Source organism: Aquabacterium sp., from assembly GCF_036273115.1.
Lineage (GTDB): Bacteria > Pseudomonadota > Gammaproteobacteria > Burkholderiales > Burkholderiaceae_C > Aquabacterium.
Genome location: NZ_DASUIN010000009.1, coordinates 21,888 through 34,396 on the forward strand (window position 1 = coordinate 21,888; position 12,509 = coordinate 34,396).

Sequence of the window (12,509 nt, forward strand, 5' to 3'; positions counted from 1 at the left end):
CCTGTAGGGTATGCAAGTTGCCCTCGGACGCTGCCGCTTTTGATGGCTGGCTCAGCCCGGAATCAAGACACTCTCGGATGGCTTGTTGGGGTTGTAGTACACCTTCACGCGACTGCCAACCTGAAACGGGGCGAGTTCGGCCTCGGCCTGATCCCGTGAAAAATGATGCAGTCCGAATGCACGCAGTCGGTTGCCGGTGTAGGTCTGCCCATCGACGATGTAGCGGTAGTGCACCTCGGTGTACCACTCGTGGGTGGACACGCCCCGATCGCCACCGGTTTCGTTTTGCGCAAAGACGCGCGTGGAGAGCATCTCGCCTTCCACATGAGGCCATTCGGGACTCGCCTGCCGGATCTGCCAGGCGCGCCATGCCAGCACACCAAAAAACACCGCAAAGGCGATCAACAGGTATTTGCCCAGGTCTTCAAACATGGCGAATGGCATCGGGGAGGGGGGAATTGCGCGAAGATGTCGGTCTGTTCAAGATAAAGCACAAGTCCCGTTTTCTCCATGCCTTCTCAAGATTTTGCGCACAGTCCTTTCTACGCACACCTCTCGCGCTTGCGTTTCATCAAACGCTGGGGGCTGATGCGCAACGCCGTGGAAGAAGACGTGGCCCAGCACAGTTGGGAAGTCGCGGTGTTGGCGCATGCCCTGGCTGTGATCAGTCGCGATGTGCTGGGGCAGGCTGTAGACCCGCAGGCAGTGGCGACCAAGGCCCTGTTTCATGATGCGTCTGAGGCCATCACCGGTGACCTGCCCACCCCCGTGAAGTATTCGCCGGCCATGCGCCACGCCACCGCCCATCTGGAAGACGAAGTCAGTCAGGAAATGGTGGCGTTGTTGCCGCAAGCCTTGCGGCCGGCTCTTTCGGGTTTGATTGACCACCACCAGTGGCCCGAACACGAGGCGCGTCTGGTCAAGTCGGCCGACCGGCTGGCGGCCTGGCTCAAGTGCCGAGCTGAGCTGCGCTATGGCAACCGCGAGTTCGAACAGGCCGAGCAGCAGGTCAAAGGCAAGATCGAGCAGCACATGACGCCCGAGGTGGAGTACTTCCTGAAAACATTTGGCCAGGCCTATGACCTCACGCTCGACTCGCTGATGCAGGGCGAGGCCTGATGCGTGCGCCTTTGGGTTTGAGTTGATGCCTCGCTGGCCTGACCTTGCGCTGGGGCGCCCAACCGGCAAAGATGTGTTGGCGGGGCTCTCGCTCGCCGGTTTGCTGCTACCTGAGGCCGTGGCTTACGCCGGCTTGGGCAATATGCCGCCCCAGGCGGGCATCGTGGCCCTGTTCGTCGGTTTGCTGGCCTATGGCTTACTCGGCTGCAGCCGTTTTGCCATCGTGTCGGCTACGTCTTCGTCGGCGGCACTGCTGGCGGCAGCGGTGGGCTCCATGTCGATCGGCCATCTCGACTGGCGGGTGTCGTTATCAGCTGGTCTGGTCGGTGTCGCTGGCGGGTTGTTTCTGCTTGGCGCTGTCGCCCGCCTGGGGGCTGCATCTGCTTTCGTGGCCAAGCCGGTGGTCAAGGGCTACACCTTTGGCCTGGCCTTGCTCATCATCATTCGCCAGATGCCAGGCCTGTTGTCGGTGCACACGGTGGGCAGCGATCCGATGTCGGTCTTGTCTCAAATCGCGGCTGCCAGCGGCCAATGGCATGGCCCCAGCTTCCTGGTTGGCGTTCTGGCCCTGACCGCGCTGTTTGCCCTGTCACGGCATTTGCGCTGGGTGCCCGCCGGCCTGGTGGTCATGGCTGCTGGCATCGCAGCCCAGGAATGGGCGCCTTTGTCGTTATATGGCGTGCCTGCGGTGGGTACCATCGCGTTCGACCATGTCTCTCTCAGAGTACCGGTACTTGATTGGGGACAGTGGTTGCGTGTGGGCGAACTGGCGTTTGCCATGGTTCTGATCTTGTACGCCGAGTCCTACAGCTCCATCCGCAGTCTGGCGCTCAGGCATGGTGACCCGGTTCGCCCCGACCGAGATCTGCTCGCTCTGGGGGTGGCCAATGTGCTCAGTGGCCTGCTGCAAGGCATGCCCGTTGGGGCCGGCTATTCAGCCAGCGCTGCCAACGAAGCAGCGGGTGCACGCACCCGCTGGGCCGGGCTCATGGCTGCGGCTGCGGTCGGCATACTGGTTGCATTGTTTTTGCCCTGGGTCGCCAGTACCCCCGTGCCCGTGTTGGCGGCCGTGGTCATCTGGGCGGTCAGCCACACCCTGAGGTGGGAGACCCTGGCGCCATACTTCGTGTGGCAGCGCGACCGACTGCTGGTTTGCGCTGCGGTGCTGGCCGTATTGGTTCTGGGCGTGCTGGATGGCTTGTTGCTGTCCATCGGCATCAGCCTGTTCCTGACCTTGAAGAGCCTGACTGAAGCTCGAATTGCCGTGTTAGGCCGCCTGAAAGACAGCCACGACTTCATTGACCTGGAGCTGTACCCGCATGCCAAAGTCGATCCCGACATCCTGGTGGTACGCCCCGAGGCCCCCATGTTCTTCTGGAACGCCGAGCGGCTGATGGTGCTGCTGCAGCGCACGCTGGCTCAGCACGGCCCTGCGGCCAAGGCGGTGGTCCTGAGTCTGGAAGAAAGCCCCGACCTGGATGGTTCGTGCATAGAGGCCCTGAGAGAACTCAGTCAGCAACTGCTGCGATCAGGTCAGCACCTGATCGTGGCGCGCCTGAAAAGCAAGGCTTACACGGTGCTCCAGAGGGCGCATTTGCCGGGCGTCACCCTGACGGTATTGAGCATCGACGAGGCGGTGACGCTGGCTCGCAAGCGAACGGCTTAGTCGCCGCCGCCCATTGTTTCCGTCACCGTGAAGGCGGCCTCGCTGTTCTTTTTCAGCGCGCCAACGGTGCATTCCTTCGGCTTGGGGCATTCCAGCGGGATGCCCTCCAGCCCGGCCTCACTGAGTTGGCCGTTGATGCTGCCGCCCAGAAAAGCCGCGCCAACCTTGGTGTCGGGTGCGCAAGTCAGCACAGGGCGCTTCACGTACAGCCGCCCAGTTCGCGGGTTGTAGGCCGAGTCGCCTTCAATCGTGCAGCCCGCCAAGCGGCCAATGGGGGTGTCGGCATCCGCTGGGTCTTCCGGCGTGGCGACACGGAATTTCACCCGTTTCTGGTCGCCAGACTTGAACACCTGACCATCGATCGACTTCAGGGGCAATTGAGCACCGGCCTGGACAACGGCGTGGGCTGACATCGACAGGACAAGGCCAGCCAGAAGCACAAGGGACTTGGCCTGAAACACTCGGGGCATGGTCATTTCCTCCAGGGGGCGCCCGATGGGGGCATCGATAGGGTGAGGAAAAATACCACGTCACCCCAGAAAGAGGAGAAGGGGGTTGCCCCTCAGGTGGGGGCAATCACCCCGGCTTGAGGGGGCATTCTGGGGTGGGCGTGGGCGGCTAGTGTTGGGCTGGGGCCTGTAAGGCAAACCTTACATATTCAGCCTTGGTGTGACGTTGTGGCGGATTTCGTCCTCGGCGGTGTATCCAGCATGGGTGACTTTCTAAAATGAAGAGGCGCCAATCGTCCCCACAGTGGGAGAGGAGGCCTCATGGAAACGGCAGTCATTCCTGTTGGCAATGAATCTGCGACCCAGTCGTCAGAGCAGTCAATTGAGGTGCTGGCTCAACAGGTTCAGTCCTTGACTGAGCAGGTTCACGCCTTGAGCAAAATGGCCCGAGTGGCTCAGAGCCTTGATAGCGCTTTGGTGGTGACCGATGCTCAGGCCAGAGTCGAATGGGTCAACGCAAGCTACACCCGACTCACGGGCTATACCTTGGATGAGTTGCGGGGGAAGAACCCTGGCGACATCTTGCAAACCGCGGAAACCGACCCCTCTACCGCGGCCTACATGAAAGATCAGATTGACCAAGGCTTGCCCTTTGCCGCCGAGGTTTTGAATCGACGCAAAGACGGGGCCACTTACTGGGCCAGCATCGAGGCGAAGCCTTTGCGAGATGCCTGCGGCCAAATCGAATGCTATATGGCCATTGAGCGGGACGTCACGGTCAAACGTCGCACGGAGGTGCGGTTGCAACTTCATCATGATGTTCTCCAGTTGCTGTCCGATGCATGCGAAATCGGAACGTTGCTGCCGGGTCTGCTCAAGCTGTTGGCCAACTACCTTTCGTGGCCGATCGCGGTGGCGTGGGAAGTGAAAACCAAGCGATGGGTTGGCGATACCCATTTGCGACATGCGGCCATCTGGTCGTCGAACGAGGTGCGATACGCAGGATTCATTGCCGCCAGCGAACGTGCCCTTCTCAGTAAGGGAGAGGACTGGCTGGGACAGGTCTGGGAGCAAAAGAAGACCCGTTTTGTGCATGATCTGCAGCGTGTGTCAGATCGGCACAGAGGCGCCGTAGCTGACAAGGAAGGCTTGCAAAGCAGCTTGGTCTTGCCTGTGCTCTCAGGCGATCGGGTGACCTACTTGCTTGAGTTTGTCGGCCCTCGAACCGATCCGCCAGATCGCGAATTGCTCGTCTTCTTGGACAACGTCTGTTTGCAGGTTTCCCACTTCATCGATCGTAAGAGAGACGAACTTCGGGTGCGGCAGTTCATGACTGAGTTTGACTCGCTGTTCAAGCTCTCTCCGGACGGATTCATCGTTTTCAACTCGGAGGGCATACGCTCATACGGCAATCCCGCCTTTTACGCGATGACAGGCCTGACCCGTGAGCGTCTCGATGGGGTCACAGAAGCCGACTTCGACGCCATTCTCGCCAGCCTGTGCGCCCCTGAGCACAGGCCAGCCCCCATTGCCGCGGTAGCCGCATCAGGCGAAAGCGACCGGCTTGAACTGGTGTTGCCCAAACCATCGATTTTGCAGAGGTCAGTCAAAGACATGTTCGACGCCATGGGGCGCTATATCGGGCGTGCGGTTTACATGCGCGACATCACCCGCGAGATGGAAGTCGACCACATGAAAAGTGAGTTTCTGTCGACTGCCGCACATGAACTGCGAACGCCCATGGTCAGCGTCCACGGCTTCACGGAGTTGCTGCTGAAGCGGAAGTTCTCCGAGGAGCGACGTCAGGACATCTATGAAACCATCCATCGTCAGTCGCAACTGCTGGTCAGCATGGTGACCGAGCTGCTCGATCTGGCTCGAATCGAGGCACGTGCCGGGAAAGACCTGCACATTCGCCCCATGGGTTTGGGGGCGATCATTGAGAGAGCCGTCAACTCCTTCCTGTTTCCTGGGGACAATCGACGGGTCGAAGTGCAGTTCGAAGACGGACTACCCCAAGTGTTCGCAGACGAGGATCACCTCGTTCGGGCTTTGACGAACATCTTGTCGAACGCCTACAAATATTCGCCCAAGGGGGGTGTCATCCGGCTGGACGTCGTGGAGCGCGGCTTGGATATGGGGCCGCAAATCGGCATTCGGGTCACAGATCAGGGCATTGGCATGACCCACGAGCAGTTGGCTCGGGTGTGCGAGCGCTTTTACCGGGCCGATCCTTCCGGCAACATTCCAGGCACAGGCTTGGGGATGTCACTGGTCAAGGAAATCATGAGTCTCCTCGGTGGCGAGGTCGAGTTACGAAGCGAATTGAACAAGGGCACGGAAGTGACCCTCTGGCTGCGTGTTGTCACCGACGCATATCGGGCACAAATCACATAGTGCGATGGAGGATACAGGCACACATCTGCAAAAAGTGATATCAATGACTCAGGAGCGTTGATTCAGCCGCGATTGGAAAGGGGGAGTCACATGAACCCCATCATGCAAGGTCTACTGGAGCGAGTCGCCGATGGACTTGTATGGGCCAACGCCGACGGAAAGATCCTCTATTCCAATCAGCTTGCACAGACCTTTGCCGGGCTCAAGGAAGGGGACACCTTGCCCGATTCTCCTTTGGCGCGTGCCGTGGCGGTGATCGCTTCGGGCAAACTCGACCGACATCTGCAACTCGAGTTCGAGCCCCAGAACGGGAGTCGTCAGTTGCTGGTGGCTCAGGTTGGTCCAGGCATGGCAGCAGGGGAGGCGTGGGTCTATCTGAAGGCACCGCCAGCGTATGGCGAGACGCTGGCCATGCAAAATCTCATGACCGTGATCCGGACAGATCTTGCCCAACCGTTGGGGCGCTTCTCCAGCGCCATGAAGAGCGCGATGGAAGGGGACAATCCTGAGGGCTTCAAAAAGGCCATGGAGTCCGTCTCCGTCGTGGCCGATACGGTGAACCGTCTGGTTGATCTTGCCTCGATCTGGGAAAGCGAAGACCTTCTGGCGCATGACCGGCTGGAAATCTGGCCCTTGCTCAACGAGTGCTGGCTCAGGCAGGAAGCTCAGGCGATCAGCAAAAAGCTCACGGTTCGCCTCATCAATCGGGTCGTCGATGTGGACCTACCGGTCGTGTATTCCAGCCACTATTGGTTGGCCAGGGTGATCAATGAAAGCCTTTGGGCTGCCATCAAGGCGGTACCGAATGGCGGGACGCTTGACATTGAACTCCGGCAGATGGGTCCGCGCATCCTCATCGTATTCAAGAACAGCGGCATGTGGCCGGCCCGGGCCAGTGATGCCACCTTGCTGGCCGACCCCAATGCTGAGCAGCCAGCTCAAGGCAAAGCGGAGACGGTAAAAGCCCCGCCTCCGCCCAACGCGAAAGATTTGATTGGCTTTCACCTCTGCCAGCGCATTTTGAGTCTGCACGGAGGACAACTCCGTGAAGACGAGGAAGACGGCTTGCGCAATTTCCTGATTGATTTGCCGACCGGGGCTCCATATCACGCCGAGGACGCGGCCATGGACGCTGCGCAGGCGCAGCGATATGCAGCCGATCTTGCGCTGTTGATGGCCCGCCGTCGCCAGAAGACGGCTTGAGCGCTCAAGGAGATGTCACCATGAAACGCATCTTGATCACCGAAGACCAGCCCGACATCCGCAAGTTGATCCGCATGACGCTGGAGTTCGAAGACTATGACATTCGCGAAGCGCCCGATGGCGCCGAGGGATTGCGCATCGTCCGCGAATTCCATCCTGATCTTGTGCTGTTGGACATCATGATGCCGGGCGAACTTGATGGTCTGCAGGTCTGCAAACGCATCAAGTCCGATCCTCAACTCAGCCAGATTCGGGTGATCTTATTGACCGCGCGAGGGCAGGTTGCCGACAAACAGGCTGGGAAGGATGCCGGCGCGGATGGCTACCTGATCAAACCCTTCAGTCCACTTGAACTCATCGAAACCTTGGAAAACATGCTGGCCTCAGCCTAGCCCAAAATCCTATTGAGGGCGGCCTCCAGACTGGCCACCGTCCGGTCGGGGTTGTGCCACTTGTCCAGACCAAACAGGCCTACACGGAAGGTCTTGAAGTCAGCGGGCTCGTCGCAACGAAGTGGTACGCCAGCGGCTGATTGCAGACCCTGTGCAATGAACGCCTTGCCGGTGTGCATGCCGTCGTCGTCGGTGTAGCTGACCACCACTCCGGGTGCTTGGAACCCTTCTGCAGCCACGCTGCGAATGCCCTTGCTGGCCATCAGGGCTCGCACGCGGCGGCCCAGCTCCCACTGCTCCTGGCGAACCTTGTCAAAGCCGTACTCGCGTGTCTCCTGCATCATCTGGCAGGTGCGGGCAATGGCTTCAGTTGGCAGCGTGGCGTGGTACGCGTGGCTGCCGCCTTCGTACGTTTCCATGATCTGCAGCCATTTTTTCAAATCAGCCGCAAAGCTGGTGCTGGTGGTTTGCTCAATGGCCGTGCGCGCACGCTCACTCAGCATCACGAAGGCGCATCCGGGTGAGCCACTCCAGCCCTTTTGTGGCGCGCTGATCAGCACATCCACCCCGGTGGCCTGCATATCAACCCACACGGCGCCCGACGCCACGCAATCCAATACAAACATGCCGCCAACCTCGTGAACCGCATCGGCCACGGCTTTCAGGTAGTCGTCTGGCAAGATGATGCCCGAGGCCGTTTCCACGTGGGGCGCAAAGACCAGGTCGGGGCGTTTTGCGCGGATGGTGGCCACCACCTCGTCAATCGGGGCAGGCGCAAACGCCTGTTGGCGCCCCTCTGCCACGGGCCGGGCCTTCAAAACGGTTTCTTCGGCGGGAATGTGCCCCATCTCAAAGATTTGCGACCAGCGGAAGCTGAACCAGCCATTGCGGATGACCAGCACCTTCTTGCCGGTTGCGAACTGCCGTGCCACCGCCTCCATGCCGAATGTGCCGCCGCCGGGCACCAAAGCGACCGAACGAGCGCGGTACACCTCTTTCAGTATCCCAGACAGGTCGCGCATGATGCGTTGAAACTTCTGCGACATCTGATTGAGAGAGCGGTCGGTGAAGACCACCGAGTATTCAAGCAGGCCGTCGGGATCGACATCAGGCAGCAGGCCGGGCATGGGGTTTCCTCTTTTGCAATGAAATCGTGTTGTTCCAGCTTAGCACCGGGCTGTGAACCTTGCGTTGCAGATCCACCTGTCTTGCGGTGAGGACTTTCACCAAGCTGCTGTGGCCTGCACGACAACGGGTTGATCGGGGCAGGCCATTGCAGTGAGGATTGGTGGCGAAATAAACCTTCGTGTTAAACCGTGGAGCGCTTCGGTTGATGCCGGGGTCAGTTGAGCCTCTTGTTTGAAACTCTCGCAGACCCATGTTTCATGGCGATGCCCAAGGTCCACGCTGCCCCCAACTTGCTGCTCCAGCACTGGTCGATTTGATTGGCAACGCCCGCAAATAAGTGCGGCGGAGCTCATGTTTGAGCCATTCGTGCGACTGCAGTCCAACACGTTCGAAGGCACTGGCATTGGCCTGGTTCTGCATGAAGCCAAAACACTGGATAAGAGACGCGTCTCTTATCTCGTCTCATATCGCCAGAAAGCAAAAAGCCACCTTGCGGTGGCTTTTGCTGCTAAGTGCTTGTCACACTTGGCTTATTTTGGCTCCCCGACCTGGGCTCGAACCAGGGACCTACGGATTAACAGTCCGGCGCTCTACCGACTGAGCTATCGGGGAATATGTCGGTTCAGTTGTTGACTGCTTCGTTTGTTTCGTTGCTGTCGTCAACCGAGAACGTAACTATAGCATCATTTTCTGTTTTGGTTCAAGTCCCCCATGCTTTTTGCAAGCTGTTGGGCAAATCAAACACTCATCAGAAGTCGATCAAGACGGACGCGGTCAAGGTGCGTGGCGCCAAGGGCAGCAGGTACACGTGATCGAACTGATACGGGGTGGAGCGCCATGCGCGTTCGTCGGTCACGTTCTGCACGCCTGCTTGCCACACCACGGCCTGAGCGCCCAGACGTTGTGTGTAGCGCAGGCCCACGTCGAGTTGCGACCACGATGGCACATGCTGGCTGTTGTCGGGGGTCACCATGCGGCGACCCTCGTGAACGATGGCGGCTTGTGTCGTCAGGCCGGGAATGCTTTCCAGGCGGTAGGCCGCCGAAACCTTCACCGTATGGTCAGGCACGTTGGTGGGGCGCAAACCGTTGATGGTGGTGTCCGCACTGCCGCGACGCTTGGCGTCCAGCACCATGCCGCTGAGGTCCAGTGTCCAACGGCCCAGTGTGGAGCGCATCATGCCTTCCAGCCCCTGGTGCAGGCTATCGCCATCAACCTTGTACACGGTGCCAACGCCGTTGGTTTCAGGTTTTTGCGTGCGGAACCAGTTCACGCCCCAGATGGTGTGAGGGCATTGGCCTTTGAGGCCCACTTCCAGTTGGCGCGTCCTTTGGGCGCGCAGAGGCTGGCCCGAGTTGTCGTATGACGCGCCATATGGGGTGGGCGCCACCAGGGCCTGTACGCCTTCGCCCCAGCTGGCATACACCTGTTGCATGGGTGCGAACTGGTAGCCCGTGGCCAACCACGGGGTGGTGAAACTTTGGCGCAGCGGTTGCGATGGGTCCGAACCGTCGGACTGGAAGCCTGTGCGGTTCAGTCGGGTGTGGCGCACACCGAACCAGGAAGACCAGTCGGCATTCCACTGAATGGCATCGCGGGCGTACCACTCGGTCGAGCCTTCTCGGCGGTTGCCCATGGCTGAATCGCGAGTGATGCCGTTGCCTTCGGCGATCACCGTCAGGCCGTCAATGGTGCCGGTTCCGACCCCGTTGTACGCAGCCGACGCGGCTGACACCGTTTGGAAGCTGCGCAGCACGCCCAGGCTGAGTTGGTGCTGAATGCCGGCCCATTGCACGGTGCCATCGACATGGCTGTCGAGCGACTGCACCTTGCGCACCTCGTTTTCACTGCGGTAGTCGTACAGATCAAAGCTGCCGTTGGAGCAGTAGCCGGAGGAGATATCTTCGGCATAGCAACCATAGGGAAAGGCGATTCGGTCTTGGGTGACCAGGCGTTGGTAGCCATAGGTGGTTTGCCAACGCCAGTCTGTGTTGAGTTGCTGGTTCAGGCGCAGGGTGCCTACCTGGCCTTGGAAGACCACGGGCAGGCTCCACGGTTGGTTGTTGAGGTTGATGCGCGGGTCAATCGTGTTGGCCTTGGGCAGGGTGTTGCCCAGCATGCTGAAACCGGGCACGCTGGGTTGTGCTGCGCGGCTTTGCTCGACTTCCGCCTCCAGCGTGGTGTCGGAATTCAGGCGCCAATCGGTGGCGGCCGAGAGCAAATGGCGCTGGCCTTGAGCGTCGCGCACTTCAGGGTTCAGGCGCTCGTGCGCCGCATTGATGCGCAAGCCAAACTGTTGCTGGTCGCCAAAGCGATCAGACAGATCGGTGGCCACTTTGAAGCTGCGCGCGCTGGTCCAGGCCACTTCTGCGGAACGCACGTGGCCTTCCGGGCGTTTGACCACCAGGTTCACCAGCCCGCCAGGGGCGCTGATGCCGGCTTGAATGCCGCTGGTGCCCTTGAACAGCTCCAGGCTGGATTTGTTGTCGAGCGGAATGCGGGTTTCGGCGTTGTAGGGCAAGCCTTCACGGCGGTAGCTGTAGGCGCCTTCGAGCGCAAAGCCGCGAACGGTCAGATCATCCCAGTATCCCGTGGTGTTGTAGCCACCGCTGACACTGCCGTCCACCTTGGCCAGCTCTGACACCCGTGTGATACCCGCCTCTTGCAGGGCCTGGTCGCTGAAGCTGACCGATTGCGCGGGCACTTTCCAGCTGGGCGTGTTGCCAAAGCCGGCAATTTGAGCCTCACCGCTCTTGGTCGATGGGGCTTGCACGGAAACGGCTGGCAGGGTGCCTGCGTCCTGGGCGGAGGCCCACTCAGGCAGCGCAACGGCGGCCAATGCGCAGACCAATGGCGTCAATTGAAAACGTGGATGCATGTTTCTAGCCCGATGCGCCTTGGTGGCGCGTTGTCTCCCGCAGAGGGCGACCGGGCGGCGTGGGCAGCCTGACAGCAGCAGGCCCAGCCAATGCATGGTGCTTCCCTGCGCGAGGATTAACTCACAGGTTCAAAGGGACTGTCTCAGTCGGCGACCGGTTGGTTGCCAACACCCCTAGCGAAGCTGCCATTGTATGACGGGTGGGCTCAGGCCACGCCCAGGCGCTGTTTCAGCAGAGTGCTCGTGGTGGTGTACTGGAGGTGATGCGGCTCGTCGGGGCGAAGCCACTCGCGCGCCGCGTAGGCGGCCATGGTGGCTTCGTGAAAGCCACACACCAGAAGGCGCTTTTTCCCTGGGTAGGTGTTGATGTCGCCCGCAGCGTAAATGCCGGGTAGGGCAGTCTGAAAGGTACTGACATCAACCGGAATCTGCTTGCGCTCCAAAGTCAGACCCCAGTTAGACAGCGGGCCCAGCTTGGGGCTCAGGCCTTGTCGAACCAGCACGTGGTCCACTGCATGGGTGTGAACGCTTCCATCGGAACCCAGTACGTGCAATTCGGTCAGGCGCCCGTCATTGACACAGGCATGGTCTGGCATGCCTTGAATCCATTCAATCGAGCCGGCTTGAATCTGCGCTCGGACCGCGGTCTCCAGTTCCGGTTCTGCCTGAAACTGGTCCCGGCGATGCATCAGACTGACACGCGCCGGGCCTGTGGCTGTACCGACTTGCGCAGCCAGGGCCAATGCCGCAGACAGCGCTTCGTCTCCGCCGCCGGCGATCACGACACGCTGATGAACCCACGGTGTGGCCACACCGCTTTCCTCGGGCAAGTAGTAGTGCAGATGCGGACCTTCATCCAGACCGGCGATTTTCATGCTCCGAGGCACAAAGGCACCGGCGCCAGCCGTGATGACCACGACTTTGGTATGAAAAGTCAGGCCACTGTGGGTGACGACACGATAGCCTGTCTGCCCGTCCGGGAGCGGCTCGACAATCTCGACCAGTTCGCCCAGGTGCAGGTGTTCATGGTGGGTTCCGGTGAAGGGGCTGGCCTGTTTCAGCAGATGGTCAGCCAACTCCAGGCCGGTGCACACGGGCACCCCGGGAACATCGTAGATGGGCTTTTGGGGGTAGAGCGCTGCGCACTGGCCTCCCGGCTGTGGCAGCGCGTCCACGGCATGCACCGTCAGGCCCAGCAGTCCAAGCTGGAAGACCTGAAAAAGGCCCACTGGGCCTGCCCCGATGACCAGGGCGTCGGTGTCATGCATGAGTTTTGG

The 12,509-nt window shown here is 60.3% G+C and carries 10 protein-coding genes and 1 tRNA gene; 5 read left to right on the forward strand and 6 right to left on the reverse strand.

Annotated features, from left to right (window positions below; translation table 11 throughout):
• Positions 1-51 precede the first annotated feature (51 nt).
• Positions 52-432: a DUF3592 domain-containing protein gene (locus tag VFW72_RS03720; protein WP_329672925.1), complete on the reverse strand. Its 381-nt coding sequence runs from the start codon at positions 430-432 to the stop codon at positions 52-54.
• Positions 433-510: 78 nt separating this feature from the next.
• Here VFW72_RS03720 and yfbR point away from each other — a divergent pair, with 78 nt between their 5' ends.
• Both yfbR and VFW72_RS03730 read left to right on the forward strand, forming a co-directional pair.
• Entirely contained in the window at positions 511-1,119 is a 609-nt protein-coding gene (gene yfbR / locus VFW72_RS03725; RefSeq protein WP_329672926.1) for a 5'-deoxynucleotidase, read from the forward strand.
• A gap of 25 nt (positions 1,120-1,144) precedes the next feature.
• A complete protein-coding gene (locus VFW72_RS03730) occupies positions 1,145-2,785 on the forward strand; it encodes a SulP family inorganic anion transporter (protein ID WP_329672927.1) in 1,641 nt (546 codons plus the stop codon).
• On the opposite strand, the gene VFW72_RS03735 is transcribed toward VFW72_RS03730, so the two are convergent.
• Positions 2,782-3,255, reverse strand: coding sequence for a hypothetical protein (locus VFW72_RS03735; protein ID WP_329672928.1), 474 nt, complete (start codon positions 3,253-3,255; stop codon positions 2,782-2,784). The two genes, VFW72_RS03730 and VFW72_RS03735, sit on opposite strands and share 4 nt — an antisense overlap.
• 300 nt (positions 3,256-3,555) lie before the next feature.
• Here VFW72_RS03735 and VFW72_RS03740 point away from each other — a divergent pair, with 300 nt between their 5' ends.
• The 3 genes from VFW72_RS03740 (at position 3,556) to VFW72_RS03750 (ending at position 7,226) form a co-directional block, all read left to right on the forward strand.
• Entirely contained in the window at positions 3,556-5,631 is a 2,076-nt protein-coding gene (locus tag VFW72_RS03740; protein WP_329672929.1) for a PAS domain-containing sensor histidine kinase, read from the forward strand.
• A 90-nt stretch (positions 5,632-5,721) separates the two neighbouring features.
• Positions 5,722-6,834, forward strand: coding sequence for a sensor histidine kinase (locus tag VFW72_RS03745; RefSeq protein ID WP_329672930.1), 1,113 nt, complete (start codon positions 5,722-5,724; stop codon positions 6,832-6,834).
• Between the two features lie 20 nt (positions 6,835-6,854).
• Positions 6,855-7,226 (forward strand): response regulator, encoded by a 372-nt coding sequence (locus tag VFW72_RS03750; RefSeq protein ID WP_329672931.1) that lies wholly within the window; start codon positions 6,855-6,857, stop codon positions 7,224-7,226.
• Here VFW72_RS03750 and VFW72_RS03755 read toward each other — a convergent pair.
• The 4 genes from VFW72_RS03755 to VFW72_RS03770 all read right to left on the reverse strand — a co-directional run bounded on the left by VFW72_RS03755 (position 7,223) and on the right by VFW72_RS03770 (position 12,500).
• On the reverse strand, positions 7,223-8,353 hold the full coding sequence (locus tag VFW72_RS03755; RefSeq protein WP_329672932.1) for an aminotransferase class V-fold PLP-dependent enzyme: 1,131 nt from the start codon (positions 8,351-8,353) through the stop codon (positions 7,223-7,225). The two genes, VFW72_RS03750 and VFW72_RS03755, sit on opposite strands and share 4 nt — an antisense overlap.
• Before the next feature lie 537 nt (positions 8,354-8,890).
• A tRNA-Asn gene (locus VFW72_RS03760) sits at positions 8,891-8,966 on the reverse strand.
• Between the two features lie 136 nt (positions 8,967-9,102).
• A complete protein-coding gene (locus VFW72_RS03765; RefSeq protein ID WP_329672933.1) occupies positions 9,103-11,232 on the reverse strand; it encodes a TonB-dependent siderophore receptor in 2,130 nt (709 codons plus the stop codon).
• A 206-nt stretch (positions 11,233-11,438) separates the two neighbouring features.
• Positions 11,439-12,500 (reverse strand): NAD(P)/FAD-dependent oxidoreductase, encoded by a 1,062-nt coding sequence (locus tag VFW72_RS03770; RefSeq protein WP_329672934.1) that lies wholly within the window; start codon positions 12,498-12,500, stop codon positions 11,439-11,441.
• Positions 12,501-12,509 lie beyond the last annotated feature (9 nt).

Bases quoted from the DNA above. Each gene is read 5' to 3' on its own strand.
- VFW72_RS03720 (WP_329672925.1), bottom strand. From the start codon at position 432: ATGTTTGAAGACCTGGGCAAATACCTGTTGATCGCCTTTGCGGTGTTT.
- yfbR (WP_329672926.1), top strand. From the start codon at position 511: ATGCCTTCTCAAGATTTTGCGCACAGTCCTTTCTACGCACACCTCTCG.
- VFW72_RS03730 (WP_329672927.1), top strand. From the start codon at position 1,145: ATGCCTCGCTGGCCTGACCTTGCGCTGGGGCGCCCAACCGGCAAAGAT.
- VFW72_RS03735 (WP_329672928.1), bottom strand. From the start codon at position 3,255: ATGCCCCGAGTGTTTCAGGCCAAGTCCCTTGTGCTTCTGGCTGGCCTT.
- VFW72_RS03740 (WP_329672929.1), top strand. From the start codon at position 3,556: ATGGAAACGGCAGTCATTCCTGTTGGCAATGAATCTGCGACCCAGTCG.
- VFW72_RS03745 (WP_329672930.1), top strand. From the start codon at position 5,722: ATGAACCCCATCATGCAAGGTCTACTGGAGCGAGTCGCCGATGGACTT.
- VFW72_RS03750 (WP_329672931.1), top strand. From the start codon at position 6,855: ATGAAACGCATCTTGATCACCGAAGACCAGCCCGACATCCGCAAGTTG.
- VFW72_RS03755 (WP_329672932.1), bottom strand. From the start codon at position 8,353: ATGCCCGGCCTGCTGCCTGATGTCGATCCCGACGGCCTGCTTGAATAC.
- VFW72_RS03765 (WP_329672933.1), bottom strand. From the start codon at position 11,232: ATGCATCCACGTTTTCAATTGACGCCATTGGTCTGCGCATTGGCCGCC.
- VFW72_RS03770 (WP_329672934.1), bottom strand. From the start codon at position 12,500: ATGCATGACACCGACGCCCTGGTCATCGGGGCAGGCCCAGTGGGCCTT.